24 protein-coding genes are annotated in these 24,535 nt (G+C 56.8%); 14 read left to right on the forward strand and 10 right to left on the reverse strand.

Features of this window, described 5'->3' with window-relative positions; translation table 11 throughout:
• Positions 1–110: 110 nt before the first annotated feature.
• The 5 genes from glsB to fucO all read right to left on the reverse strand — a co-directional run bounded on the left by glsB (position 111) and on the right by fucO (position 4,412).
• Positions 111–1,037 (reverse strand): glutaminase B, encoded by a 927-nt coding sequence (glsB, locus tag LC417_RS11775; RefSeq protein ID WP_061703406.1) that lies wholly within the window; start codon positions 1,035–1,037, stop codon positions 111–113.
• Positions 1,038–1,119: 82 nt separating this feature from the next.
• Positions 1,120–2,319, reverse strand: a complete 1,200-nt coding sequence (locus tag LC417_RS11780) for an MFS transporter (RefSeq protein WP_223565878.1) — start codon at positions 2,317–2,319, stop codon at positions 1,120–1,122.
• 175 nt (positions 2,320–2,494) lie between these two features.
• Positions 2,495–2,665 (reverse strand): hypothetical protein, encoded by a 171-nt coding sequence (locus LC417_RS11785; RefSeq protein WP_010247418.1) that lies wholly within the window; start codon positions 2,663–2,665, stop codon positions 2,495–2,497.
• 104 nt (positions 2,666–2,769) lie between these two features.
• Positions 2,770–2,943, reverse strand: a complete 174-nt coding sequence (locus tag LC417_RS11790) for a GhoT/OrtT family toxin (protein ID WP_010247416.1) — start codon at positions 2,941–2,943, stop codon at positions 2,770–2,772.
• A gap of 320 nt (positions 2,944–3,263) precedes the next feature.
• Positions 3,264–4,412, reverse strand: coding sequence for a lactaldehyde reductase (gene fucO, locus LC417_RS11795; protein WP_061703408.1), 1,149 nt, complete (start codon positions 4,410–4,412; stop codon positions 3,264–3,266).
• 258 nt (positions 4,413–4,670) lie between these two features.
• Between fucO and LC417_RS11800 the strand changes: the two genes are divergently transcribed.
• On the forward strand, positions 4,671–6,308 hold the full coding sequence (locus LC417_RS11800; protein ID WP_223565879.1) for a dihydroxyacetone kinase subunit DhaK: 1,638 nt from the start codon (positions 4,671–4,673) through the stop codon (positions 6,306–6,308).
• 5 nt (positions 6,309–6,313) lie between these two features.
• Here the strand turns inward: LC417_RS11800 and LC417_RS11805 are convergent, their stop codons facing one another.
• Positions 6,314–7,192: a LysR family transcriptional regulator gene (locus LC417_RS11805; protein ID WP_033773828.1), complete on the reverse strand. Its 879-nt coding sequence runs from the start codon at positions 7,190–7,192 to the stop codon at positions 6,314–6,316.
• A 257-nt stretch (positions 7,193–7,449) separates the two neighbouring features.
• On the opposite strand from LC417_RS11805, the gene LC417_RS11810 reads away from it, so the two are divergent.
• Positions 7,450–7,998, forward strand: coding sequence for a YbhB/YbcL family Raf kinase inhibitor-like protein (locus LC417_RS11810; RefSeq protein ID WP_062759169.1), 549 nt, complete (start codon positions 7,450–7,452; stop codon positions 7,996–7,998).
• A gap of 52 nt (positions 7,999–8,050) precedes the next feature.
• Here the strand turns inward: LC417_RS11810 and LC417_RS11815 are convergent, their stop codons facing one another.
• On the reverse strand, positions 8,051–8,917 hold the full coding sequence (locus LC417_RS11815; RefSeq protein WP_010247407.1) for an alpha/beta fold hydrolase: 867 nt from the start codon (positions 8,915–8,917) through the stop codon (positions 8,051–8,053).
• Positions 8,918–9,093: 176 nt separating this feature from the next.
• On the opposite strand from LC417_RS11815, the gene LC417_RS11820 reads away from it, so the two are divergent.
• Positions 9,094–9,681 (forward strand): ABATE domain-containing protein, encoded by a 588-nt coding sequence (locus tag LC417_RS11820; protein ID WP_223565880.1) that lies wholly within the window; start codon positions 9,094–9,096, stop codon positions 9,679–9,681.
• 53 nt (positions 9,682–9,734) lie between these two features.
• On the opposite strand, the gene proP is transcribed toward LC417_RS11820, so the two are convergent.
• Both proP and LC417_RS11830 read right to left on the reverse strand, forming a co-directional pair.
• Entirely contained in the window at positions 9,735–11,201 is a 1,467-nt protein-coding gene (proP, locus tag LC417_RS11825) for a glycine betaine/L-proline transporter ProP (RefSeq protein WP_223565881.1), read from the reverse strand.
• Positions 11,202–11,510: 309 nt separating this feature from the next.
• A complete protein-coding gene (locus LC417_RS11830; RefSeq protein WP_223565882.1) occupies positions 11,511–12,689 on the reverse strand; it encodes an aminotransferase class I/II-fold pyridoxal phosphate-dependent enzyme in 1,179 nt (392 codons plus the stop codon).
• 219 nt (positions 12,690–12,908) lie between these two features.
• On the opposite strand from LC417_RS11830, the gene LC417_RS11835 reads away from it, so the two are divergent.
• The 11 genes from LC417_RS11835 (at position 12,909) to LC417_RS11885 (ending at position 23,515) form a co-directional block, all read left to right on the forward strand.
• A complete protein-coding gene (locus tag LC417_RS11835; protein ID WP_064690725.1) occupies positions 12,909–13,721 on the forward strand; it encodes a MetQ/NlpA family ABC transporter substrate-binding protein in 813 nt (270 codons plus the stop codon).
• Entirely contained in the window at positions 13,718–14,752 is a 1,035-nt protein-coding gene (locus LC417_RS11840) for a methionine ABC transporter ATP-binding protein (protein ID WP_010670742.1), read from the forward strand. The genes LC417_RS11835 and LC417_RS11840 overlap by 4 nt, the downstream gene beginning before the upstream one ends.
• Positions 14,736–15,404, forward strand: coding sequence for a methionine ABC transporter permease (locus LC417_RS11845; protein ID WP_010670743.1), 669 nt, complete (start codon positions 14,736–14,738; stop codon positions 15,402–15,404). The genes LC417_RS11840 and LC417_RS11845 overlap by 17 nt, the downstream gene beginning before the upstream one ends.
• Before the next feature lie 3 nt (positions 15,405–15,407).
• Positions 15,408–17,723 carry a molybdopterin-dependent oxidoreductase gene (locus tag LC417_RS11850; protein WP_223565883.1) on the forward strand — a complete coding sequence of 772 codons (2,316 nt, stop codon included), beginning with the start codon at positions 15,408–15,410 and terminating at the stop codon, positions 17,721–17,723.
• 131 nt (positions 17,724–17,854) lie between these two features.
• Entirely contained in the window at positions 17,855–18,874 is a 1,020-nt protein-coding gene (locus tag LC417_RS11855; protein ID WP_010670745.1) for an isopenicillin N synthase family oxygenase, read from the forward strand.
• Between the two features lie 22 nt (positions 18,875–18,896).
• Positions 18,897–19,700 carry a MetQ/NlpA family ABC transporter substrate-binding protein gene (locus LC417_RS11860; RefSeq protein WP_010247386.1) on the forward strand — a complete coding sequence of 268 codons (804 nt, stop codon included), beginning with the start codon at positions 18,897–18,899 and terminating at the stop codon, positions 19,698–19,700.
• Positions 19,693–20,481, forward strand: a complete 789-nt coding sequence (locus LC417_RS11865) for a methionine ABC transporter ATP-binding protein (RefSeq protein WP_050498567.1) — start codon at positions 19,693–19,695, stop codon at positions 20,479–20,481. The genes LC417_RS11860 and LC417_RS11865 overlap by 8 nt, the downstream gene beginning before the upstream one ends.
• Positions 20,469–21,137 carry a methionine ABC transporter permease gene (locus tag LC417_RS11870; protein WP_022624728.1) on the forward strand — a complete coding sequence of 223 codons (669 nt, stop codon included), beginning with the start codon at positions 20,469–20,471 and terminating at the stop codon, positions 21,135–21,137. The genes LC417_RS11865 and LC417_RS11870 overlap by 13 nt, the downstream gene beginning before the upstream one ends.
• Positions 21,138–21,146: 9 nt before the next feature.
• Positions 21,147–22,217, forward strand: a complete 1,071-nt coding sequence (locus tag LC417_RS11875; protein ID WP_223565884.1) for an iron-containing alcohol dehydrogenase family protein — start codon at positions 21,147–21,149, stop codon at positions 22,215–22,217.
• A gap of 97 nt (positions 22,218–22,314) precedes the next feature.
• Positions 22,315–22,917: an NAD(P)H-dependent oxidoreductase gene (locus tag LC417_RS11880; protein WP_033768546.1), complete on the forward strand. Its 603-nt coding sequence runs from the start codon at positions 22,315–22,317 to the stop codon at positions 22,915–22,917.
• Complete coding sequence (locus LC417_RS11885) at positions 22,907–23,515, forward strand: TetR/AcrR family transcriptional regulator (protein WP_223565885.1); 609 nt, start codon at positions 22,907–22,909, stop codon at positions 23,513–23,515. The genes LC417_RS11880 and LC417_RS11885 overlap by 11 nt, the downstream gene beginning before the upstream one ends.
• A gap of 86 nt (positions 23,516–23,601) precedes the next feature.
• Here LC417_RS11885 and malG read toward each other — a convergent pair whose 3' ends face one another.
• The gene (gene malG / locus LC417_RS11890) at positions 23,602–24,492 is read right to left on the reverse strand and encodes a maltose ABC transporter permease MalG (RefSeq protein WP_010247369.1); all 891 of its coding nucleotides are present in this window, start codon (positions 24,490–24,492) and stop codon (positions 23,602–23,604) included.
• Between the last annotated feature and the right edge of the window lie 43 nt (positions 24,493–24,535).

The following is a 24,535-nucleotide window of genomic DNA, read 5'->3' on the forward strand; positions in this document are numbered from 1 at the left end:
ACGACTCAAATCGCCAGCGCACTACACGGAAAATGCAAAATCAGCTTCCTGAAATCATGGGAATCCCGCCGCATTTCATCATGGCGAGCCTGTGACTTGCGCGCTCAGACTCAGAATATCGATCGCCCCAGCTTCTCGGTCAGCAATTCCAGCACAGCGGTACCGGCCAGAGAATTGCCCGCGCTATCCAGCCCAGGCGACCAGACGGCAATGCTCATCTCACCTGGGATAATGGCAATAATCCCGCCACCCACGCCCGATTTTGCGGGCATCCCGACCCGCCACGCGAATTCGCCTGCGCCGTCGTACATCCCGCTGGTGATCATCAGTGCGTTAATCTGCCGCGCCTGACGTGGAGTAATCATCTGGCTGCCATCCAGCGTTTTGCCCTGATTCGCCAGATAGATAAACGTGCGGGCCAGCTCAACGCAGTTCATCGACAGCGAACAGTAGTGGAAATAGGTCTGCATCACGCTGGTGACATCGTTATCGAAATTTCCAAACGACTTCATCAGCCAGGCGATCGCTGCATTGCGGGCCGAGTGTTCGAACTCAGAGCGGGCAACGTGGCGATCATAATTGATATCGGACTGCTGACTCAGCTGGCGCACAATTTCCAGCATTCGCTGACGCGGGGCGGTCAGTCGGGTTTCCAGCAGATCACAAATCACCAGCGCACCGGCATTAATAAACGGATTACGCGGCTTGCCCTGTTCCAGCTCCAGCTGAACCAATGAATTAAATGGCTGGCCAGAAGGCTCTTTGCCGACCCGCTGCCAGATTTCGCTGTCCTCATAGCGGGTCAGTGCTACGGTCAGAGAGAGTGCCTTGGAGATCGACTGAATCGAAAAGCGCATCTCAGCATCGCCCGCCTGAAAGAGGGTGCCATCACGCAGGCAAACCGCTATTGCCAGATGATCGGCAGCCACATCCGCCAGCGCAGGGATATAGTCAGCCACCTTTCCCTGATGGATCAGCGGACGCACCTGATCCAGGATCTCCTGCAGCAGAGCATTATTCAGTTCAGACACGCACATTCTCCCGTCGATTCCCGCCGACCCGTGATGCTAAGCATCCGCGATCGGCGAGTCATTTATTGTTAACGGCTCCGCCGCATTTTCAGCTAATGGGTTTTGACTGCGCTGCCAGCGGAGCCAGCAGCATCTGTAACAGGCTCAGCATTGCCAGCACGCTGAAGGGCAGCGTCCAGTTACCGCTCTGCTCATGGAGCACGCCAAAGAACAAAGGGCCGAGTGCCGCCAGCGCATATCCGACACACTGTGCCATGCCCGACAGCTGTGACGCCTGACGGTGATGGGTGGCTCGAAGATTAAACAGTGAGAGGCAGAGCACCAGTGATGCGCCTGCGCCCAGTCCGGCCAGTGTCAGCCAGATGACGGCCCACTGCGGATTGAGCAAGAGGCCCAGCATGCCGAGGAAAATGCCTGTTGAAGCAATGAACGCGGTAAGCCGGGCATCTTTTACGCGCTTCAGCGCCACCATGCAGCCCAGGTTAGCGACGATCGCAATTGCCTGATACCAGAACAGCAGCCAGCCTGCGTGGGCCTGACTGAAGCCGTTATCCTGGGCAAACAGCGTAAACCAGTCAATCAGGGTATAAAACGCCAGCGATTGCAGCGCCATAAACAGTGCGATTTGCCAGCCGCCTGCCGTTCGCCACGGATGGCGATATGCAACGGGCGCGTCGGCGGACGCTGCGGTTGACCGCCGTTGACGTAACAGCGGCAGCCAGACGAGTAGCGCAATCAGCCCCGGTAGCGCCCAGACAACCAGCGAGAGTCGCCAGCCTGCCGCTGAAAGCTGGCTCAGCGGAACGGCAATGCCAGATGCCAGGCTGGCAGTAATCGACATGGTGGCGGCATAAAGGCCAATATATTTAGCGGTGTGGGCGGTGAAATCGCGTTTAATCAGTGGCGGCAGCAGCACGTTGGCGGCGGCAATACCTGCGCTGAGCAACAGCGTTCCGCTCCACAACGCCGCTTCAGCAGGCTGCCAGCGCAACAGCGAACCGGCAGTGATCAGGCATAGCGCGCCCCATAAACTGCGCTCAAGCCCGACGCGATTTCCCAGCCAGGCGGCCAGTGGGGCGAGCAGGGCAAACAGCATCAGTGGAATAAAGTTAAACAGACCCGCTTCACCGACACTCAGGCCAAAGGTCTGGCGGATATCCTGTAGTACCGGGCCGATGACAGTAATGGGCGCACGAAGATTAGCCGCGGTCAGCAGCAGGACGAACAAAAAAAATGTGGCGCTGGAATACGCAGCGAGAGGTTTAGCTGGGTGTTGTACAGGCATCATGGCAGGGATCATCACATGCAGCAGTGCTGCGGGGGCGTTGGTTGACGTTAACGCTTACGCATCAGAATTGATGTCTGGGCGCTACTTTACTGACCGGTTAGCAGCGTGTAAAGCCTTGTTATGCGATGAAATAGCGTAATTGAGATCTCACAGCAGCGATCGCCTTGTGACAGGATCAATGGAATTCAGGTTCAGGGAAATGACCGCAGTCGTTCTGGCTGGGATTGGAGCCTGGCTGGCAGGTCTGCTGGCGGGTTTCGGCCGCCGGAACCGGTTTTTCAGCATGCCATGGGGCACTACAGGCACTGAGAAGAGAAACCAGAATCATCACACTGATAACGCGCATATCCGCTCCTTATTAACCGTCATGAACAAGGCCACGTCGGTGATCGGCGGTTTGCAGGTCAGGGACGTCTTACCTGAGTGTGGTATCTAAGGGGATAATGTCAATTAAAACAGAGCAAACATCAGCGCGACAGGAAAACTCATCGGCCAGGTGGCCCCCACCAGAAAGGCGCTCAGCAGTTTGATGCTCAGCTTATCTTTGGCGATGAAGAACGTGATCAGCGTAGCGATCAATGCAACAACGGCATAGAAAATTAGCATACCCTGGTACAGTGTCATTGATATCTCCGCAGCGTCATTAAGGTTTTCGCTGCGCATGATGCGGATTTTTGTGATCCAGATCAAGTGAATCAGGGTTTAGCATCTAAAGAAATCATGGGTAAGGGCAGTTGGTTCGCTCGCTGAACTTCACCGTAACAGCGGGCGATTTCAGGCTGAAACCAGGCAGGATAAACGCGGCTAAAACCTTGGCTGATGCCGTCAGCCAGACTCAACAACCTCTGGCGAAGGCTCCCGGATTAAGCGTTGCCATGACGTAAAAAAGCCCGCCAGCGAGGACGGGCCTGTTATCGGCAGTGCATCACTACAGGATATGCGCTTTAACTCTGGCGGTATAACGCCATCACGTCCTCCAGGTCCGGCGTACGTGGGTTGCCGCCGGTGCAGACATCATCCAGCGCGGCCTGTGCCAGTGCAGGTATATCCGCTTCTTTTAAGCCCACTTCACGCAATGAGCGGGGAATACCCACATCGCGACAGAGCTGACGCACCGCGGCGACCGCCGCTTCCCGTGCCTGATCAAGCGACAATGACTCAACCTGTTTCACACCCATTGCACGGGCAATGTCGCGATATTTTTCGCCAGTGCCTGAGGCATTCCACGCCATCACCTGCGGCAGCAAAATGGCATTGGCTACGCCGTGCGGGACATTGTAAAAGGCGCCCAGCGGGTGTGCCATGCCATGCACCAGACCAAGGCCGACATTAGAGAAACCCATACCGGCCACATATTGTCCCAGCGCCATCTGCTCAACCGCCTCAATATTTCCTGCCACCGATTCGCGCAGTGACTGGCTGATAATCTCAATGGCTTTGAGGTGCAGCATATCGGTCAGGGTCCAGGCTCCGCGTGTGATGTAGCCTTCAATGGCATGGGTTAAGGCATCAATACCGGTCGCAGCCTTCAGCGACGCTGGCATGCTCGCCATCATCTCCGCATCAATGATCGCCACTTTCGGAATGTCATGGGGATCGACACAGACAAACTTACGGCGATTCTCTTCATCGGTAATGACGTAATTAATCGTCACTTCTGCGGCGGTGCCTGCCGTGGTCGGGATGGCGATGATCGGCACGCACGGATGACGGGTGGGGCTGACGCCTTCCAGGCTGCGGACATCTTCAAACTCAGGGTTATTAATAATAATGCCGATCGCCTTGCTGGTATCCTGTGGTGAGCCCCCGCCAATGGCGATCAGGTAGTCGGCACCTGACTCTCTGAACACCGCAACACCCTGCTGCACAACCCGAATGGTAGGATTCGGCACCACCTCATCATACACCGCCCAGTCAAGCTGATGTTGCGCCAGCAGATCGGTCACCCGCTTCAGCGCACCCGCCGCGACCAGCGCTTTGTCAGTGACGATCAGTGCTTTTCGCATCCCGCGACGTTGTACCTCTTCCGGCAAATGGCGCAAAGCACCAGCACCAAACCAGGCGGTTTCATTGAGAATCATACGTTGGGCCATTAAAACATCCTCTGTTAACAAATGAATTTTTACCATCCGTGATCCCCGGTTCATGTTCTGCGCAGAACCTCTCACTTTCAGGTAAAGACATTTGATAAAAATCAATCAATTAGTAAAAATCATTGCGCCTGTGTCAGCTGGTTTTCGTGCGGTATGTCTGAAATCAGGCTACAGACCTGTTGATGGATTTCTCACTGTCGTCAGTGGTATGTAACACTGGGTCATCAGCAAACCTGCATGCCTATGAGGAAATAAGACATGACCCGATTCGTAATGAATAAAAAGGATGATCTCGTTGACAGCGCGTTAGATGGCATGATTTACGCCAGCCCATGGCGCAATCTGGTCCGGTTGCAGGTCGATCCGCGCATTCGCATCGTGATGCGTAATGACTGGCAAAAACAGCAGGTCGCGCTGATTTCCGGTGGTGGTTCAGGCCATGAACCGGCCCATGTCGGCTTTATCGGCAAAGGGATGCTGACAGCTGCCGTCTGTGGCGATGTTTTTGCTTCCCCCAGCGTTGACGCGGTTTACAACGCCATCATCAATATTACCGGTGAGGCGGGATGTCTGCTGATTGTGAAAAACTACACCGGGGATCGCCTCAACTTCGGTCTGGCGGCAGAAAAAGCGCGCAAAGCGGGATTCAGCGTCAATATGGTGATTGTCGGTGATGATGTTGCGTTGCCCGATAACCCTCAGCCACGCGGCGTCGCGGGCACGTTGCTGGTGCATAAAGTGGCGGGCTTCGTCGCAGAGCGGGGTGATGACCTGACGGCGGTGACCGAGGCAGCAGAGGCAGCCAGTCGTGCTATCGCCACCATGGGCGTTGCGCTCTCAAGCTGCCATCTGCCGGATGAACAGACCGGCCAGCGGGTGCCAGACGGAAGCGTTGAAATGGGGCTGGGGATTCACGGCGAACCGGGTGTTGACGTCATGCAGACGCAAAACAGTCAGCAGATTGTGCAGCACCTGCTGGAGAAAGTGATGCCGGACAACGATCAGCCACGCGCGCTGTTAATCAATAATCTTGGCGGCATGTCCGCGCTGGAGATGAGTCTGGTCACGCGTGACCTGATTGAGTCGCCGCTCAGCCGGGGCAGTGATTATCTGATTGGCCCGGCTCCGCTGATGACCGCGCTGGACATGAAGGGCTTTTCCGTCACCTCCATGACGCTGACGCCGTTGTTCGAGGAGGCGATTTGCGCGCCGGTTGAGGTCACCGGCTGGGTTCAGGCGGTTAAAGTCGCACCGCTGCAGCCGGTTAACGCGACAAAAGAGGCAACAGCGCATCCGGCGCAACCCTCAGATAACCCGACCGTCGCTGCGTTTGTTAACAGCATCTGTGAAACCCTGATCGCCAGCGAAAGCGAGCTGAACAAACTGGATGCGCAGGTCGGTGATGGCGATACCGGTTCGACCTTTGCTGCTGGCGCACGCCAGATCCAGCGCGAATGTACAGATAATCAGCTGCCGTTAAATGCCTTGCCCGATCTGCTCGCGGTGACGGGTGAGCGACTGGCGACGGTGATGGGCGGCTCCAGCGGCGTACTGATGGCGATCTTTTTCACCGCTGCTGCGCAGCAGCTGGCCGAAGGCGATGCGCTGCCCGCGGCCCTGCAACAGGGTCTGGAGAAGATGAAGCAGTATGGCGGGGCACAACCAGGAGATCGCACGCTGATTGATGCGCTGCAACCGGCAATCGAGGTGCTGGTGGCGGGTAAATCGCTGGCAGAGGCGGCTGATGCGGCACAGCAGGGCAGTGATGCAACCGCCAGCATGGGGAAAGCAAAAGCGGGCCGATCATCCTATCTTAACAGTGCTAACCTCAACGGCGTGTCTGATCCGGGTGCCGTCGCTGTCGCCAGAGTCTTTGCGGCATTAAAAAAACTTTAGTGCTGTCACGACGCTAAACGCGCCTGGAGAAAGGCCAGTAACTGGCGGTTTACTTCGCTGCGCTGACGGTGCTGCGGGTAAACCGCATTCAGGGAGAGCGGGGGCGGCAGATAGTCGTCCAGCACGGTCACCAGCTCACCGCGTTGCAGGGCTGTCTCAACAATAAAGGCGGGTAACAATACCAGTCCTAAGCCTGCCAGTGCGGCATCACGCAGGACCTCGCCATTGTTACTCACCATCGGGCCCTGAACCGCCAGCCACTTGGGTTTACCATTGACCTGCAGTTCCCAGCCATTCTGACCTTCACGTCCGTAGCGCAGACAGGCATGTTGCAGCAAGGCTTCTGGCTGCTGCGGCACGCCTGCCCGTTCCAGATAGCGGGGGCTGCAGCAGATAACCCGCTTCAGCTCGCCGAGCGGACGGGCAATCAGCGTGGAATCAGCCAGCGTACCGATGCGAATCGCCATATCAACGCCTTCGCCAATCACATCGGCATAGCGGTCAGCCAGCTCAATATGAAACTGCAATGACGGATGGTGGCTTAGAAACTCGGCAATCAGGGGGGAGAGGTGGCTCATGCCAAAGGACATCGGCAGATTGATTCGGAAGGTGCCGCGCAGCGCCTGCTGCTGCTCTGACACTGCCAGTTGCGCTTCCTGAATCTCATCCAGAATGCGCTGAGCATGTTGCGCGAACAGTAAACCTGCATCCGTTACAGACAGCTTACGGGTGTTACGGATCAACAGTCGTACCCCTAATGATGCCTCCAGCGCAGCCATACGGCGGCTGACATACTGTTTCGATAGCATCAGATGCTCAGCTGCTGCAGTAAAGTTGCCAGCATGCATTACCGCAACGTAAATCCGGAGATCTTCAATCTGCATAGTGTCCACTTATCGGTGACAGTGACGATGATTCAGGCGAAACTTCAGCCAGACGCGTTAACTTATATCGGGTAATGCGTCACAGGGCAACGCGTCAGCTCTCTCAGCCAGCGCGACGGAGATCATAGATTTGCCGTTTCCTTACCCCTGAACAGGCGGTCAGTCGGGTCAATCGCGTTAAAGCCGTTATAGTAATCAGGCTGTGACGCAATCCATACGGAACATAATCTCTTGAGTAATCTGATAAGGAGTGGCTGGTGAAAAAATTACTCTGCGCGACGGTGCTGGCCATTTTGCCAATGACCACGCTGGCGGCGTCGGTATTTACGCTGCAATCACAAGACTTCAGCGATAATGCGCTACTGGATAAAAAGTTTGCCGGTGCCAATAAAAGTAATCCTTCCTGTACCGGTGAGAATATCTCTCCCGAATTGAACTGGTCTGCGATTCCGGCGGGCACCCGCAGTCTGGCTCTTCTGATGACCGACCCGGTCGGGGCCAAAGGGCTCGGCGTTACCCACATGGTGGCCTATAACATTCCCGCCAGCCGCTCGTCATTTGCGCAGGGGGCTCTGACAAAGGGCAAGGACTACACCGGCGGAAAAAATACCCCAGGGACGCTGCACTATTATGGTCCTTGTCCGCCTGCAGGCAGTGGGCTGCATCACTATAACTTTGTGCTGATCGCCACCGATTTGCCGGTGGGTCAGTTGAAAGCGGGGTTAACCCAGGCAGAGCTGGTTGCACAGCTAAAAGGCCATGCGCTGGGCGCGGCCAGCACCGTTGGCCGCTTTAGCAATGAATGACCTGCACGTATGCAGAGGCAGCGCTGAATAGCCTGCCTCTGCGCGCAGCGGGTCAGTCGCCACTGAACATCTCGCGGATGCGCGACGCAATGTGATGGGTGTGCGTCTCCAGCGCGAAGTGGCCGCTATCCAGCATCTCGACCACCGCCTGTGGATTATCCCGCTGCCAGGCCACTGCGCCCGGTGGAATAAAGAACGGATCGTGCTTGCCCCAGATCACCAGCGTTGGCACCTGCTGCTGGCGAAAGAAAGCCTGAAATTCCGGATAACGTTTCAGATTACTGGCGTAATTGAGAAACAGGGCCTGCTGAATATCTTTGTTACCGGGGCGCTCCATCAGCAGAGTATCCAGGGTATAGGTTTCCGGGGCGATCTGCTGCGGATCGCTCACCCCATGCAGATACTGCCACTTCACCCCTTCCAGCGTCAGGATGGCGTCACGGATCACCTGACCATTTGCTTCGCTGGGATCGTCCCAGTAGGCGCGGACCGGCGCCCAGGCCTCTCCTAATCCCTCCAGATAGGCGTTACCGTTTTGTGATATCAGTCCGCTGACGCGATCGGGGTAAGCCAGTGCCAGTCGCAGACCGGCAGGTGCGCCATAGTCGAAAACATACATCGCATAACGTTCCAGCCCCAGTGCATCGACAAAGGCGGTCAGCGTCTGGCCCAGCGCGTCGAAGGTCCAGGAATAGTTGCGCTCAGCAGGCACTTCAGTGAAGCCAAAGCCCGGCATATCGGGTGCGATGAGATGAAATTTATCGGCCAGAAGCGGGATCAGATTGCGGAACTGATGTGAAGAGGTGGGAAAGCCATGCAACAGCAGCAGTACCGGCAGGGAAGGATCGCCCGCTTCGCGATAGAAAATATTGACGCCATCGGCCTGCTGGTAACGATACGAAATGGATTGATCACGCATGCTGAACTCCTGTAACTGGTTAAATGATATTTATGGGGTTACCAAGAGTCATTATGCAGCCAGAATGTAACCTGTCAAATCAATTTATAATGGTTACAAAAGATGCGGTGTAACTATTCAAATAGTACTTTGTCGGTTACAGTGGCATCAGCAGAGTTAACAAGGGAGGCAATATCATGGCGGAAACGCAATCACACACCGCCCAGGGACCGTGGTTTCTGGCCGATCATCCGGCGCTGGATTTCATCAATACCGTGGCCATCGTGGAAGGCCAGCCGCACGACTTCTGGCAAACCGATCAGGATGTTGAAGCCTGGCTACACCAGGCCGGACTGGCACCAGATGCCCCGGCTCCGCAGCATGAACCGGGTGCGCTGTTGGAAGCAGCGCGTCACTTACGTCAGATCATTCGTGATAACGTGCAGCAGCACAAAGCGGGAGAGGGCGTTGATATTCAGGCGCTGAACGCCTGGCTGGGTGAAGCGACCAGCCATCTGCAAATGAACGGGGAGCCGGGCGCCTTAAAAATCAGGCGGGTTTATGCGGGCCAGAGTGTGATGCAGCGGCTGGGACAGGTTGCGGAACAGGCTGCAATGTTGCTGGCGCAGGAGGATTTCAGCAGAGTCCGTGGCTGTGAACATCCCGCCTGTACACTGTGGTTTTACGATCGCACCAAAGCGCATCGCCGTCGCTGGTGCAGCATGGCGCTGTGTGGCAATCGGGCGAAAGTGGCGCGTTTCAGGGCAGTTAAATCAGCTGGGTAAACAGATCGGATGGCAGATAAAAAAACACCCTGCAGAGCAGGGTGTCAGAACAGTTATTTCGCGGTGGTCGCTGATGGCTTGTGCCGCTTGCGCAGCTTGTCGATCAGGCGATGCGCTTCCGCTTTGGTCGCTACCGCAGGGGATGAACCGGTCAGCGGTTGACGGGCTGTTTCACGTACCGTCAGAATGGTGAGCAGGCCAATCACGCCCGCGCCCATCATGTAGTAAGCTGGCATCATATTGTTTTTAGTGGTATCCACCAGCCACGCGGTAATCAGCGGTGTGGTACCCCCAAACAGCGATACCGACAGGTTGAAGCCGATGGCCAGCGCACTGTAACGGATATCGGTAGTAAACAGCGCAGGCAGCGTCGAAGGCATAGTGCCGCTGAAGCAGGTGTGCAATACACCCAGAATCATCAGGCCGCCAAATACCGCCCACATATTACCGGACCCGATCAGTATAAAGCTCGGGATGGCGAGCAGGATCAGACCCACCGCACCAAAGGCAATCACCGGACGACGACCGATGCGGTCAGTCCAGCGACCCCACAGCAGCGTCAGCGGCATCATCACGAACATCGCCACCATCACCAGCAGCAGGCCACTTAACTCTGGCAGACCCAGCACGCCGGTCAGATAGCTCGGCATGTACGAGGTCAGCATGTAGTTAGAGACGTTAAACAGCAGCACCAGACCGATACATTTCATCATCGGTGCGCGGTATTTGCTCAGCATCTGCATCAACGTCAGACGCGGCTTGCTTTGCTCCAGTGCTTCCTGTTTTTCCATGTGCTGCTGGAAAGCCGGAGTCTCTTCCAGCTTCAGTCGCACATAGAGACCAAACAGGCCCAGCGGCGCGGCGATAAAGAACGGCACGCGCCAGCCCCAGGACATCATCGCCTCATTCGACATCACGGTGGTCATCACCGTGACCAGGCTGGCACCCAGCAGGTAACCGCCGATGGTGCCGAATTCCAGGAAGCTGCCCATAAAGCCCCGGCGTTTATCGGTAGAGTACTCCGCGATAAAGGTCGCTGCGCCACCATATTCACCGCCGGTTGAGAAGCCCTGAATCAGACGTGCCACCAGCAGCAGAATCGGTGCCATGATGCCTATTGAAGAGTAAGCCGGGATCAGACCGATACAGAACGTACCAATCGACATCATGATCATCGTCATCGCCAGCACTTTCTGCCGTCCGATGCGGTCACCCAGCGGGCCAAATACCAGGCCACCAATCGGACGGACCAGGAAGGCCGCGGCAAACGTACCAAAGGTGGCGATCAGCTGCACCGCGTTGTTGGCATCCGGGAAGAAGACTTTGCCGATGATCACGGCGAGATAGCTGTATACGCCAAAGTCGAACCATTCCATCGCATTACCTAACGCAGCTGCGCCAACTGCACGCTTCAGCATGTCGTTGTCTATTACGGTAATGTCGTCAACAGTCAGCTCTTTTGGCTTCCTGTTCCAGAAATGTTTCTTTGGGTGTTCAGACGATGAGTTTCTGGTGTCCATATTCTCCTCAGGTGCATCAATGAAGGAGTCTTATAGCTTTCGCAGCCGCAAACAATGTTCAGAAGAAACCGTGGAAATGAAAGCTATAAGAAGCCGAATAATTTTTAAGTGAAGCGGCAGAAACCGCAGCCGGTAAACTCTAGACTACGATTGTAAGTTTTTGCAAGTTTTCAGCCGAAATAACTGCATTTACTGACAAACCCAGCATAGTGAACTTATTCACGCCTGCTTACGGGTCTGAACATTTGGTAATAGCTTGCGGCTGGTGCTCTGGTTATATCTGGAACTGGTTTTCCCGGTGCTGATGCGCTACTTAAACAGTTTCAGTTCGTCGATGCGATCCAGCGCCTGCAGTAATTGCTCCGTCCCGGTTGTCAGGCTGATGCGAATATAATCACGACCCGCTGCGCCAAACCCGTTACCCGGTGCCACCAGCAGATGACACTGGGCCAGTAGCAGGGCGGCGAATTGCTCCCCGGTGAAACCAGCTGGCGCTGCCAGCCAGAGGAAAAAGGTGCCCTGACGGGCGCGAACCGGCCAGTGCATTGCTGCCAGCCTGGCTAAAATCACTCTGCGCCGCTGATGGTAATGCTCTGCCAGCAAGCTGAGTTGTTCAGCGGGCAGCGACAACGCGGTGATGGCGGCATCCTGCACCGCGCCATACACCGTGCTGTAGCTATGAGTATGAAGTTTTTTAAATGCTGCAATCATCGAGGCGTTTCCCACCGCAAATCCCACCCGCCAGCCTGCCATGAGTGCGCTTTTTGACAGCGTGTAGATTTCCACGCCCCAGGCTTTGCCATCGGGCTGTGCCAGCAGACTCAGCGGCTGTTCGCCCGACTCACTGCCCAGCGTGGCATAGGCGAAGTCATGAATCAGCGGAACATGATGCTGGCGGGCGAAGGCCAGCGCGTCGGCGAACAGCGCGGCTGTCGCCAGTGCGCCGGTGGGGTTATGGGGATAATTGAGCAGCAGCAGACCGGCACGCGCCGCGATCTTGTCTGGCACTTGGGTGAAATCGGGCAGGAAATCATTGCGCGCCTCCAGCGGAATGCCATAAAAATCTGCACCTGCCTGACGGGCCGCTGAGCGGTAGAGCGGATAGCAGGGATCGGTAGAAATTAACACCTGACCCGGATTAAGCAGGGCGCGGGGAAAACCGTTGACGCCAATGTGCGCGCCCTGGAACAGCGCCACTTCAGTTTCAGGATCGAGCGTGACGCCGTAGTGATGCTGGTAGAAGGCTGCGATAGCACGGCGCAGCGCGGGTTTGCCCCAGAACGAGGGATACTCATGGTTCTCCGGTTTCGCTGCCGCAGCCTGTAATGAAGCGATTACCGCGGGCGGCGTTGGCTGACGTGGACTGCCGGAGGAGAGATCGATCAGCGGTAACAGCGCATCATCCAGTTGTGCTGCCTGCTTTTCCAGCATGCTGAAGAGGTTCTCTTCCAGCCCTGCGACCATCTCTGAAGCTGCAAACTCCGCCATATCTCTCCCGCAATAAACAGTGTTAAGCGAAGAAGGATGACACAGCTGACATTAAAATCTTTAGCAGAAATAACGCTGTTCTTTGCAAGGATTCGAATATCCAGCATGTGACTATCGTTAGCATAAATAAGCCAAAGTCGGGGCTGGGTTTTGCCTGTTCCTCTCCGCGATGGCTGTGATTAAATCGATCGCTCTCACAATAATGAATCAGGGCAAACAATGCAGATCACATCCCGGGGAATTATTCTGGCGCTGACCACCGCCAGCCTTTTTATTTCTGCCGCTCAGGCAGCCGACCAGAAGAAAATACGGATTGGATTTAATCCAGGGCCTTATAAAGAGCAATTTGAAAAAGGCGTCGCGCCCTTATTAATCAGGCAGGGGTATACTCTGGAGTATAAAGATTTCAGTGATGGAATTCAGGTTAATGATGCTGTTCATCGCGGGACGATTGACGCCAATATCATGCAGCATCCCGTCTATCTTAAGTCGGTTAATGAGCGGCTTGGCATTGATAACGTTGGGATTGTGCAGGTGCCGACCCCGCCAATGGGGCTCTACTCTGGGCGCGTGAAAACGCTGACTCAACCCGCGCCGGGCAGCACGGTCTCTGTGCCCAATCAGCCCTCAAATGAGTACCGGGCGGCGCTGTTACTCCAGAGCATCGGCTGGCTCAAAATCAGCCCCGATAGCGATGCTGCCACTTTTTCGCAGAAAAATATCACGGAAAATCCCTACAAAATCGTGCTTAAAGAGATGGATAACGCTCAGCAGGTGCGTGCACTCCCCGATGTTGACTATGGAGTCATTCAGGGCAACTTCGCGGTATCCAGTGGCATGAAACTCAATTCGGCACTGAAACTGGAAGCGGCAACCAGCCAGTTTATAAACGTGGTGACGGTAGCCGGTAAAAATAAGCAGGCTCAGTTTGCCCGTGACATTATTGCCGGCTACCACTCAGCAGAATTTAAAAGCTATATCACCGGAAATGCGCAGTATGCGGGCTATCTGCTGCCAGATTATTTCAAATGAGTCAGGTAGCCATTGCGTTTCGCCATGTCAGCAAAACGTTTGCGCGTAACGGTGCAGAAGTGCAGGCGCTGAAGGAGATTAATCTGCGCATCAACCAGGGTGACATCTTTGGCGTCATCGGCACCAGTGGAGCCGGAAAAAGTACGCTGCTGCGCCTGATTAATCACCTGGAGACCCCCACAACCGGCTCGGTTGAGGTGCAGGGTGAAGCGTTACAAGGGATCAGCAAAAAGCGCTTAATTCAGGTCAAAAAGCAGATTGGCATGATCTTCCAGCACTTCAATTTGCTCAATGCCCGAACGGTGTTTCACAACGTCGCCATCCCACTGATTTTACAGGGCCGGGATAAAGATTTTATTGCCACCCGCGTGGCGGAGCTGCTGGCGTTTGTTAACCTCAGCGACAAAGCCCACAGCTACCCGGATGAACTCTCCGGCGGACAAAAACAGCGCGTCGGAATTGCCCGCGCGCTGGCAACCAATCCCGCGATTCTGTTGTGTGATGAGGCGACCTCCGCGCTGGATCCCCAGACCACGGTACAGATTCTGCTGCTGTTACAGGAGATTAATCAGCGTTACGGCATCACCATTGTCCTGATCACCCATGAGATGTCGGTGGTCCAGAAGATCTGCAACCGGATGGCGGTGATGGAGCAGGGCCGTATCGTTGAACAGGGCGATGTCCTGTCGCTGTTTGCTGAACCGCAACAGTCGGTGAGCGCCAGCTTTGTGCAGTCCGTCATCCACGATCGTCTGCCACAGCAGACCCTTGCGCTGTTAAGCCAGCATCCGGCTGTCGACGTGTTGCGGCTGGAGTTTGTCGGCAGCACGGCACAACAGCCGATCATCAATCGCCTGATCCGTGAACATGAGGTTGAAGTAAATATCCTGTTCGCCAGCATGACGGAAGTACAGCGTACCATTCTGGGTTTCATGATTGTGCAGATCAAAGGCGAGCCCGCCCGACGCGAGGCGGCCATCCAGTTTCTCATCGCGACCGGAGTGAAAATCAGTGATGTCAGAACTCTTTGAAACCGCCGTTACCGGCGATCAGTTCCTGACGGCGATGCAGGACACGCTGATCATGGTGGCGTTGTCGCTGGGCTTTGGTTCGCTGCTGGGCCTGCCGCTTGGCATTGTGCTGGTGATCTGTCGTCCGGGTGGGATACAGCCGAATCGACTGGTACATCAGTTGCTGAACCCGATCGTGAATATCATCCGTTCACTGCCGTTTATTATTCTGCTGATCACTATTCTGCCGCTGACGCGCCTGCTGGTGAACACCACCATCGGTACGGCGGGGGCCATTGTGCCGCTGGTGATATTTATCGCGCCCTATATTTCACGGCTGGTGGAGAATGCGCTGCTGGAGGTGGATGAGGGCATTCTGGAGTCAGCCAATGCGATGGGTGCCACCACGCTGCAGACCATATGGTATTTCATGATACCGGAAGCCGCCTCGTCGCTGGTGTTAGCTCTGACCACCGCCACTATCGGCCTGCTGGGTGCGACGGCAATGGCGGGCACGGTGGGCGGCGGCGGTATTGGCGACCTCGCCATTACTTACGGCTATCAGCGCTTTGATGCCTTTGCCACGATTTCGACTGCGCTGGTGCTGATTGTCATTGTCCAGCTACTGCAAACCCTGGGTACGCGTCTCTCGCGCCGTATCCGACGCGAGTGAGCCATGAAAAAGAATGATTTAGCCGTTATGCACTGGGGCACGTATCACGTCACCACCGATGGGTACAAGCTGACGTCGGTCAGGCCGGTGGCGTGGGACCGTAATCCCTCTGCGATCGGGCAGTCGTTACCGGGCGCGGTGCAAAGCGAAACCCGGGTCAAAAATCCGGCCGTCAGGCTCGGTTATCTCCAGAGCAGAAGCGCATCCCGCAACGGGCGCGGCAAAGAGCCGTTTGTGGAGGTGAGCTGGGATGTTGCGTTGCAGCTGGTGGCGGAGGAGCTGGAGCGTGTCAAAACAGAGCACGGCAATCAGGCGATCTACGCCGGCTCTTACGGCTGGTCGAGTGCCGGACGTTTCCATCATGCCCAGAGCCAGCTTCATCGTTTCTTTAACCACTATGGCGGCTACACCGCCAGCACCAACACCTACAGCATTGCGGCCGGTGAACGCACGCTGCCGCACATCATTGGTAACCTGGATGAGTTACAACGTCACCATACCCATTGGCCGGTTCTGGCGGAGCATTGCGAACTGTTTGTGGCTATCGGGGGTTTGCCGCTGCGCAATGCGCAGGTCAATGGCGGCGGGGCTAATGACCATGCGCTTTCTCATTGGTTATCCACGCTGCGGCAGAATGGCACCCGGTTTATCAACATCAGTCCGGTCAGAAACGATCTTGCTGGGGTGGCGGATGCGGAGTGGCTGGCGATACAGCCCGGCTCCGATACGGCGCTGTTACTGGCAATCGGGCAGGTGTTAATTACTGAATCTCTTTACGATGCGCCATTCACAGAACGTTACACGGTGGGCTTTGACCACTATGCCGCCTACCTGCTGGGTGAACGCGACGGGATAGCTAAAACGCCAGAATGGGCCGCTCCGCTGACCGGGCTGGCGGCCGCGGAGATCCGTGCGTTGGCACGGCAGATGGCGGCGCATAAAACGATGGTGAATATTGCCTGGTCAGTGCAGCGGGCGCGGCAGGGCGAGCAGGCTTTCTGGGCCACCGTTGCGACCACCGCTCTGCTGGGTCAGATTGGCACACCCGGCGGCGGGCTGGGCTTTGGTTACGCCTCAACCAATCTGGCCGGTGCCGCCCGGCGACAGTTTTCCGGGCCTCGTCTGCCCGCCGGTCATAATCCGGTGCAGCAGACGATTCCGGTGGCACGCATCGCCGACATGTTGCTCAATCCCGGAGGGCACTATGAGTTTGATGGGCAACAGCGGGTCTATCCCGACATCCGGCTGGTCTACTGGGCGGGCGGCAATGTCTTTCATCATCATCAGGATATCAACAAGCTGATACGCGCCTGGCAGCGGCCGGACACTGTAATTGTGCATGAGCAGTTCTGGACGGCGCAGGCAAAATTTGCCGACATCGTGCTGCCTGCGACCACGTCGCTGGAGCGTGAAGATATTGGCAGTGCCAGCAACGACGGTTTTATCATCGCCATGCCGCAGCATCTGGCGCCGTTTGGCGAGGCAAAATCGGATTACGCAATTTTTGCCGCCCTGGCGCAGCGGCTCGGTTTTGCTGACGCCTTTACGCAGGGACGGGATGAGCGCCAGTGGCTTCAGTCACTCTATGAAGATTCCCGGCCACGCGCGGCAGCGCAGGGCATCGAACTGCCGCCCTTTGAGGCGTTCTGGTCACAGGGAGTGGTGGAGTATCCCGCGCCGGAGACGCCGCAGATCCTGCTAAAAGCGTTTCGTGATAACCCGGAGTCAGCCCCGCTCAGCACGCCGTCGGGGAAAATCGAGCTTTTTTCTCAGCACGTGGCCGATTTCGGGTATGACGAAGCGCCCGGATTTGCCTGCTGGTATGCGCCGGAATACCAGGCGCAACAGCAGGAAAAGCAGCAGTGGCCGTTGCATCTGCTCTCCAGCCAGCCACGGACCCGGTTGCATAGTCAGTACGATCATGGACGGGTCAGCCGGGCCACCAAAATTGCCGGGCGTGAGCCACTCTGGATGCATCCTGAAGATGCTGCTGCGCGCGGCATTGAGGAGAACAGCATCGTAAAAGTCTTTAACGGACGCGGCGCGCTGCTGGCGGGCGTGCATCTGACGCAGGATATCCTGCCGGGTGTCGTACAGATGTCGACCGGCGCCTGGTATGACCCGCTCGATCAGCAGGATGGTCAGCCGCTGGATAAACACGGCAATCCCAATGTGCTGACCCAGGATAGCGGCAGTTCGCGACTCGGCCAGGGGTGCAGCGCGCAGACCTGTTTTGTCGAGATTGCGCTTTATCAACAGCCTTTGCCTGAGATTACGGCATGGTTACCGCCGGCATTCGTGGCGTGGAGCGCAGAGTAATCTGCGGGTTTAAAGCCCGCGGCGTGGTGGGATATTCCCATCCGTCGCATATACATAGCAGGATTAGTTGGTAGTTAACGCATAAATGAAATGGCAGTGTAAAGCGATTCCATGCCAACAGAGTGTCAATCATGAGCGCGTTAACCACAGCAGAATTGCCGGTAATTGATTTCGCATTATTGTCAGGTAATCAACAGCAGCAGCAACAGGTCCTGGAAAAATTAAGCCAGGCCGCGCGTGATGTCGGTTTCTTCTATTTAATCAATCACGGCATCGACCGTGAATTATTAGATGAGGTTCAGCACGTCGCGCGGAAATTTTTTGCCCTGCCACAGGCGGATAAATCCGCAGTGGCGATGGCGAACTCGCCGCATTTTCGCGGCTATAACCTGGCGGGGGTTGAAATAACCCGCAGCCAGCCTGACTATCGCGAGCAGTTTGATATTGGTGCGGAACGGGAAGCGCTGCCCGTTACCGCCGATTCACCCACCTGGCAACGGATGCAGGGGCCGAATCAGTGGCCTGAAGCTTTACCTGAACTGCAAACGGTGGTCACCCGCTGGCAGCAGCAGATGACAGCGGTGGCGCTGGAGCTGCTGCGCGCCTTTGCCGGGGCACTGAATCTGCCGCGCAACGCCTTCGATAACCTCTATGGCGACTATCCCAACGAACATATCAAACTGATCCGTTATCCGGGCCGCACGGAGGGCGAATCACGCCAGGGTGTTGGCGCGCACAAAGATTCAGGCTTCCTGACGATGTTACTGCAGGACGATCAGCCGGGCTTACAGGTGGAAGTGACGCCGGACAACTGGATCGATGCCTCACCACTGCCGGGCGCGTTTGTGGTGAACATTGGCGAGCTGCTGGAGCTGGCAACCAACGGTTATCTTCGCGCAACGGTGCACCGTGTGGTGTCGCCACCGCAGAGCAGCGAACGCTTATCCATCGCCTTTTTCCTGGGCGCACAACTCGACGCCGTGGTGCCGATCTATCAACTGCCTCCTCAGCTGGCTGAACTGGCACAGGGACCGAGCAGCGATCCGCTTAATCCGCTGCTGCGCGAAGTGGGCTGGAACTACCTTAAAGGCCGGCTGCGTTCGCATCCGGAAGTTGCCCAGCGTTTCTACCCCGAACACAATACCCACTGATAACGATAAGAGATAAATGATGATGATTAAAAAGCGCTTTCTGGCCCTTGCCGGTCTTTCACTGCTGATTGCCCAGAGTTTACAGGCCGCGCCGCTGCGCGTAGCGGCCGATCCGCTGCCCCATGCGGAAATCCTGGAGTATGTCAAAACCCTGGATCCGAAACTGGATCTCAAAATTGTTGAGCTGAGCGGGGGCGTGAATGCCAATGAGCTGCTGGCCGCCGGGGATGTGGATGCCAACTACTTCCAGCATCTGCCTTACCTGAAAGATCAGGAGAAGGCGCTGGGGAAAACCTTTGCCGTGGCCGCCAGTGTTCACATCGAGCCGCTGGGTATCTATTCGCGGAAAGTGAAAAGTTTAGCGGCGCTACCTGAAGGGGCCAGCATTGCGGTACCGAACAATACCACTAACCTGAGCCGCGCACTCTGGCTGTTGCAGGACAAAGGGGTGATCAAACTCAACGCGCAGGGTGAAACGGGTTCGACGCTGGTGACGCCAAAAGATATCAGTGATAACCCGAAGAAAATTAAGATCGTTGAGATTGAGTCGCCGCAACTGCCACGCTCGCTGGATGATGTGGATGCCGCAATTATCAACGGCAACTACGCGCTGGAAGCAGGTCTGACCCCGGCGAAAGATGCGCTGGGACTGGAGTCTGCAGCACATAATCCCTACGCCAACCTGCTGGTAACGACGCCAGAACTGGCGAAGGATCCCCGCGTGTTACAGCTGGCGAAAGATCTGCGCTCGCCGCAGGTAGCGGAGTTTATCCGTAAAAATTATCAGGGCTCAGTGATTCCGGTTGCGGACCAGCAGCATGATTAAACTCAGTCATCTCAGCAAACAGTATCCTGGCGCATCCGCGCCAGCGTTAGACGACATCTCACTCACCATCGAAGAGGGGACCATCTTTGGCATCCTCGGTCGGAGCGGAGCGGGCAAAAGTACACTATTGCGCTGCCTCAATCGGCTGGAGAGTCCCACCAGCGGCCTGATTGAAATCGACGGGCAGGATCTCGCTGCGATGAGCCTGGCGCAACTGCGTCAGCAGCGACAGCAGATGGGGATGATCTTCCAGCACTTCAATCTGCTGCATTCGCGCAACGTGCAGGACAACGTCGATCTGGCGCTGGAGATTGCCGGTGTGCCTGCGGCTGAACGTCGCGAGCGGGTCGCATCGCTGCTGAAACTGGTAGGGCTGGCCTCCTTTGCTGCGGCCTGGCCGTCGCAGCTCTCCGGTGGACAGAAACAGCGCGTCGGCATCGCCCGCGCGCTGGCCGCCCGACCCCGTTATCTGTTGTGCGATGAGGCGACCAGCGCGCTGGATCCCGAAACCACCACTTCGATTCTCGATCTGCTGGCCGATATTCAGCAGCAGCTCAATATCACCATTGTATTGATCACCCATGAAATGGCGGTGGTGAAGCGGATTTGTGACGGGGCGGCGCTACTTGAGAATGGCCAGCTGGTTGAGAGCGGCAGCCTGAGCCAGATCATGGGACGTGAAGAGGGACGCCTGCGCAAAATGCTGCTGAAGGATGGCGAAGCAGACCGGGCGTTTATCGAAAAATATCAGCATGAGGCGTTAACCCGATGCGTAGCATGAGTAGTGAGCGGTTTCAGGAACTGCTGCTGAACGCCACTGGCGAAACACTGTATATGGTGTTGCTGGCGGCCCTGTTCACGGTCGCGATAGGGCTGCCGGTAGGCGTGCTGCTGTTTCTGACCCGGCCAAAAGGCATTCTGCCCAATCGCGCGATTTCACTGCTGCTGAATACGCTGGTAAATACCGGACGCGCCTTGCCGTTTGTGGTGCTGCTGATTGCGCTGATCCCCTTTACCCGTCTGCTGGTCGGCACCACGCTGGGCAGCACTGCCGCCATTGTGCCGATTACGCTGGGGGCATTTCCCTTCTTTGCCCGCATCGTGGAGAACGCGCTGGATGAGGTCGACCGCGGCCGCATAGAAGCGGTGGTATCAATGGGCGGTACCCTGTGGCATATCGTCAGCCGTGTGCTGCTGCCGGAAGCGCTTCCCGCGCTGGTGGCGGGCGTTACCCTGACGATTGTGATGTTGATTGGCTTCTCGGCGATGGCGGGCGTGGTTGGCGGTGGCGGGCTGGGCGATCTGGCGATTCGCTACGGTTATCAGCGTTTCGATAACCAAATCATGGCGGCCACCATTGTGGTGCTGCTGGCGCTTGTGATGCTTATTCAGAAACTCGGCGACCGGCTGGTACGCTCGCTGGCTTATCGTCGATAAGGAGCAACCATGTTTCGCGTGATGTCGCCGAAAGGCTATCTGCAACGGCCAGGGCTGCGGGCCGGGGTGGGAGAAATTATCCGGCCGCTTGCCTCGCATATTCACATCTTCACCTCGCCGCGGGCCTGGCAGGCGGTGAATCCTGACATGAGCATAAGTCTGGAACGGGCGGGGATCCGCTGGCAGCTCGACACCCTGACCGGTGAGTGTACCGATGCGGCGATTGCTGCCCTGCAACAGCAGGTGCAGACGCACGGCGCTACCCTGATTCTGGCAGTCGGCGGCGGGCGGGTGCTGGACTGCGCCAAAGCGGTCAATGATGCGCTGCCGGATATCCGGCTGGTTAACTTCGCCACGCTGGCCGCCACCTGTGCCGCCTGGTCTCCGCTGGCGATTATCTATGATGAGCGCGGCGGCCATCTGCGCAGCCAGCCACTGAATGCCATGCCGGAGCGGATTCTGGTGGACAGCGAGGTCATCGCCCGCAGCGAGGTACGTTATCTGCGGGCCGGGATCGTGGATGCGCTGGCCAAATGGTTTGAATTTGAGCCTTATCAGCGACAGACGCCGCACCAGCTGGCGCTGGATCTTAAAGTCGCAGCCGCCTGGCAGGCGGTGACGGTGCTGAAACGCTGGGGAGACACGGCGGTGGCCGATAACATCAGGCAGCAGGTCACCCCGGCGCTGGAGAAAGTGATTGAAGCCAACATTGTGCTGGCGGGGCTGGCCAACAGTATTCAGGATGAGATGGCAACCCCCGGTTTTGCCCACATCATCCACGATCGCCTGACTCACCACCCGGAGCTGCATCACTGGCTGCATGGTGAAAAGGTCGGCTTTAGCTTGCTGGTACAATCCTGGATTGAACAGCAGGGTAAGCAGGTGGAGCCTGAACTGCTGGCGCTGCTGCGCCGTTTCCACTCGCCTCTGACGCTGCCTGCGGCGATTAACGCGGACAGGGTAAGAGAGATTGCGCAGCAGATCCATTTCCCCTCCGCCAGCCTGGCGCACCTTCCCTTTACGTTCGATCACCCTCTGCTGGAGCAGGCCTTGCTGGCGACATCTGCGTTTAAACAGTAAGTGCGGTCAGCGAATCGATCAACGGTCGCCGCTTGATAACCTACCAATAGTAACTTACCTTTAGTAGCTTAATGACTAATCAGGTAAGGTGACGACGATGCATGCATTAATAGTGACTTCCCATCCCAATCAGGACGCTCACACCCATCGCGTGGCGGACCAGCTGGCGCAGGGCATTATCGCGACAGGCCAACATACGGCTGAAAAGGCCGATCTGGCGGCAGAAGGGTTTGATCCACGTTTTACGCTCAGCGATCACAGACATTTCAACGGTCTGGCACCGACGCCGCCCGATGTGCTGGCAGAACAGCAGCGGCTGGATTGTGCCGATGCGCTGGTGCTGGTCTATCCGGTCTACTGGTGGTCATTTCCGGCACAGCTTAAAGGCTGGATAGATCGCGTCTTCATCGCGGGCTGGGCCTTTGATGAGCAGGATGGCCATATCGTAAAACGCCTCGGCCATCTTCCCGTGCATCTGGTTGCGATTGGCGCGGCTGATACCCGAACCTTTCTGCGGCGCGGCTATTTCGCCAGCATGCGGAATCAGATTGATCACGGCATCTTTGACTATTGCGGTGCGCCGGTGGTGACCAGTGAACTGTTGCTTAGCGGCGATGAAGGTTATCCTGAGTCACACTATCAGCTGGCGCATCAACTGGGCCAGCGTCTGTTCGCCCATCAGGAAAAGCATGACCGTTGAAAAAACACCCCGTAAGCGTCTGTCACGCGAAGCACGACGCAGGCAGTTGTCAGACGTCGCGTGGCAGATAATGCAAACCGAAGGCAGCGAGGCACTGACGCTGGCCAGAGTCGGCGACGCGGCGGGGGTCAGTAAACCGGTGGTTTATGACCACTTCATCACCCGTCATGGATTGCTGGCGGCATTGTATGACGATTTTGATCGCCGCCAGACCGAAAAGATGGAAGCGGCGATGAATGCCGCGCCGATGGTGATGCAACAAAAAGCGGAAGTGCTTGCGGCCTGTTATGTGGATTGTGTGATGACGGAGGGGCGTGAGATTCCGGAGTTGCTGTCAGCGCTCAGCACCTCGCCGGAACTGGCTGCCGTCAAACGCCACTATCAGCTCGACTTTATCGCCCGCTGTCAGCGCTGGTTTGTCCCTCTGGCAGGCAGCAGCGGTATTCCGGAAGCAGGCATGTGGGGCTTGCTGGGGGGCGCGGATGCCATCGCAGGTGCGGTAGCACGCGGCGATGTCAGCAAACCGGAAGGAGAACAGGCGATCACTGCCATGGTCGTGGCGCTGGTGGCAGGCAGCCGTGCGTCGGAATCGGATTAGCATAAAAAAGGCGGCCCGCAGGCCGCCGAATCCTTCAACCACAACAGGCGTTGTGTAAGTAGTGGCAACGTACAATGATGATCGTTTTAGCCTTTCACCCCGCCTGCGGTTAAACCGCTCACCAGCCAGCGCTGCGCCAGCAGGAAAACCAGGGTGATCGGAATCGCGGAGAGCACCGCCGCAGCGGCGAAATCGCCCCACAGATAGTTCTGCGGATTGAGGTACTGCTGCATTCCGACCGCCAGGGTGTAGCTGTTTACATCGCGCAGCAGCAGCGAGGCGACCGGCACTTCAGTCACCGCGGCGATAAACGCCAGAATAAACACCACCGCCAGAATCGGCACCGACAGCGGCAGCAGCACCAGCCGGAACGCCTGCCACGGCGTTGCGCCATCCAGCGCGGCGGCCTCTTCCAGTGACCCGTCGATAGTTTCGAAATAGCCTTTGATAGTCCAGACATGCAGCGCGATACCGCCCAGATAGGCGAATATCACCCCACCGTGGGTATTCAGCCCGATAAAAGGCAGATACTGACCGAGACGATCAAACAGGGCATAGAGCGCCACCAGCGACAGCACCGCCGGGAACATCTGGAAAATCAGCATTCCTTTTAGCAGGCTGGCACGGCCGGTAAAGCGCATACGGGCAAAGGCATAGGCGCAGGTGGTAGAGAGCGCCACGATGCCCAGCGCACTGATTGCCGCAATCTTGATCGAGTTCCATAACCAGAGCAGCACCGGGAAGGGCGGCGGTGTCACCCGGCCATCCGCATGTTCCACGCTGAAACCCAGCGCCAGACGCCAGTGCTCCCACGAGATCTGCTCCGGGATCAGGCTGCCGGTGGCGAAGTTCCCGGCACGCAGCGAAATCGCAATCACCATCAGCAGGGGAAAGAGAATCGCCGCGATAAATAACAGCAGCAGCAGATGCGTGGTGAACAGACGCAGCCGTTGCGATTTCGGTTGTACCATAGCCATAACAACTCCTCTGAGCCTGGTCCCTCAGGCTATTTTATTTGTC

Origin of the sequence: Pantoea sp. OVA07A (assembly GCF_019969975.1) — a bacterium.
In the GTDB taxonomy this organism is placed as follows: Bacteria; Pseudomonadota; Gammaproteobacteria; order Enterobacterales; family Enterobacteriaceae; genus Pantoea; species Pantoea agglomerans.

Excerpts from the sequence above, each read along its gene's own strand:
- glsB (WP_061703406.1), bottom strand. The coding sequence starts at position 1,037 with ATGTGCGTGTCTGAACTGAATAATGCTCTGCTGCAGGAGATCCTGGAT.
- LC417_RS11780 (WP_223565878.1), bottom strand. The coding sequence starts at position 2,319 with ATGATGCCTGTACAACACCCAGCTAAACCTCTCGCTGCGTATTCCAGC.
- LC417_RS11785 (WP_010247418.1), bottom strand. The coding sequence starts at position 2,665 with ATGCGCGTTATCAGTGTGATGATTCTGGTTTCTCTTCTCAGTGCCTGT.
- LC417_RS11790 (WP_010247416.1), bottom strand. The coding sequence starts at position 2,943 with ATGACACTGTACCAGGGTATGCTAATTTTCTATGCCGTTGTTGCATTG.
- fucO (WP_061703408.1), bottom strand. The coding sequence starts at position 4,412 with ATGGCCCAACGTATGATTCTCAATGAAACCGCCTGGTTTGGTGCTGGT.
- LC417_RS11800 (WP_223565879.1), top strand. The coding sequence starts at position 4,671 with ATGACCCGATTCGTAATGAATAAAAAGGATGATCTCGTTGACAGCGCG.
- LC417_RS11805 (WP_033773828.1), bottom strand. The coding sequence starts at position 7,192 with ATGCAGATTGAAGATCTCCGGATTTACGTTGCGGTAATGCATGCTGGC.
- LC417_RS11815 (WP_010247407.1), bottom strand. The coding sequence starts at position 8,917 with ATGCGTGATCAATCCATTTCGTATCGTTACCAGCAGGCCGATGGCGTC.
- LC417_RS11820 (WP_223565880.1), top strand. The coding sequence starts at position 9,094 with ATGGCGGAAACGCAATCACACACCGCCCAGGGACCGTGGTTTCTGGCC.
- proP (WP_223565881.1), bottom strand. The coding sequence starts at position 11,201 with ATGGACACCAGAAACTCATCGTCTGAACACCCAAAGAAACATTTCTGG.
- LC417_RS11830 (WP_223565882.1), bottom strand. The coding sequence starts at position 12,689 with ATGGCGGAGTTTGCAGCTTCAGAGATGGTCGCAGGGCTGGAAGAGAAC.
- LC417_RS11835 (WP_064690725.1), top strand. The coding sequence starts at position 12,909 with ATGCAGATCACATCCCGGGGAATTATTCTGGCGCTGACCACCGCCAGC.
- LC417_RS11840 (WP_010670742.1), top strand. The coding sequence starts at position 13,718 with ATGAGTCAGGTAGCCATTGCGTTTCGCCATGTCAGCAAAACGTTTGCG.
- LC417_RS11845 (WP_010670743.1), top strand. The coding sequence starts at position 14,736 with ATGTCAGAACTCTTTGAAACCGCCGTTACCGGCGATCAGTTCCTGACG.
- LC417_RS11850 (WP_223565883.1), top strand. The coding sequence starts at position 15,408 with ATGAAAAAGAATGATTTAGCCGTTATGCACTGGGGCACGTATCACGTC.
- LC417_RS11855 (WP_010670745.1), top strand. The coding sequence starts at position 17,855 with ATGAGCGCGTTAACCACAGCAGAATTGCCGGTAATTGATTTCGCATTA.
- LC417_RS11860 (WP_010247386.1), top strand. The coding sequence starts at position 18,897 with ATGATTAAAAAGCGCTTTCTGGCCCTTGCCGGTCTTTCACTGCTGATT.
- LC417_RS11865 (WP_050498567.1), top strand. The coding sequence starts at position 19,693 with ATGATTAAACTCAGTCATCTCAGCAAACAGTATCCTGGCGCATCCGCG.
- LC417_RS11870 (WP_022624728.1), top strand. The coding sequence starts at position 20,469 with ATGCGTAGCATGAGTAGTGAGCGGTTTCAGGAACTGCTGCTGAACGCC.
- LC417_RS11875 (WP_223565884.1), top strand. The coding sequence starts at position 21,147 with ATGTTTCGCGTGATGTCGCCGAAAGGCTATCTGCAACGGCCAGGGCTG.
- LC417_RS11880 (WP_033768546.1), top strand. The coding sequence starts at position 22,315 with ATGCATGCATTAATAGTGACTTCCCATCCCAATCAGGACGCTCACACC.
- LC417_RS11885 (WP_223565885.1), top strand. The coding sequence starts at position 22,907 with ATGACCGTTGAAAAAACACCCCGTAAGCGTCTGTCACGCGAAGCACGA.
- malG (WP_010247369.1), bottom strand. The coding sequence starts at position 24,492 with ATGGCTATGGTACAACCGAAATCGCAACGGCTGCGTCTGTTCACCACG.